Source organism: Aerococcus sp. L_32 (assembly GCF_050689315.1).
In genome coordinates, this window is record NZ_JBOEQF010001199.1 from 1 (window position 1) to 557 (window position 557).

The 557-nt window shown below is 37.9% G+C and carries 1 pseudogene; it reads left to right on the forward strand.

From position 1 onward, the window contains the following. Positions 1–10 precede the first annotated feature (10 nt). Positions 11–557: pseudogene (locus tag ACRCJ0_RS18920) on the forward strand (pyruvate carboxylase); the annotation flags it as partial.

Here is a 557-nt window from a genome sequence, read left to right on the forward strand (position 1 = left end):
CGTTGGTGATATGGCCTTATTTATGGTTCAAAATGACCTAACAATTGATAAATTCTTCGCAGAAGGGAAAAAATATGACTTCCCTCAATCTGTTATCGATTTATTTAAAGGTAAAATCGGTCAACCAGAAGGTGGATTCCCGCAAGATGTATCTGACATCATCTTAAAAGGTGAAGAGGCTTCAACTGATCGTCCAGGGGAACACTTAGCGCCAATTGATTTTGAAGCTACTCGTCAAGAATTGATTGCTAAATTAGGTGATGAAGATGTAGACGAGCAAGACGTCTTATCTTACATTATGTATCCTGATGTTTTTGTAGACTACCGTCATAAACTTGAACGTTATTCTGACGTTTCAATCATCCCAACACCAAGCTTCTTCTATGGTATGAAGACTGGTGAAACTGTGAATGTTGAAATTCAAAAGGGTAAAGTCTTATACATCCGCTTAATCCAAATTGGTGAGTTGGATGAAACTGGTCAACGAATTGTCTTCTTTGAATTAAACGGACAATCTCGTGAAATTATAGTACGTGACGCCAATGCTAAAACAACGG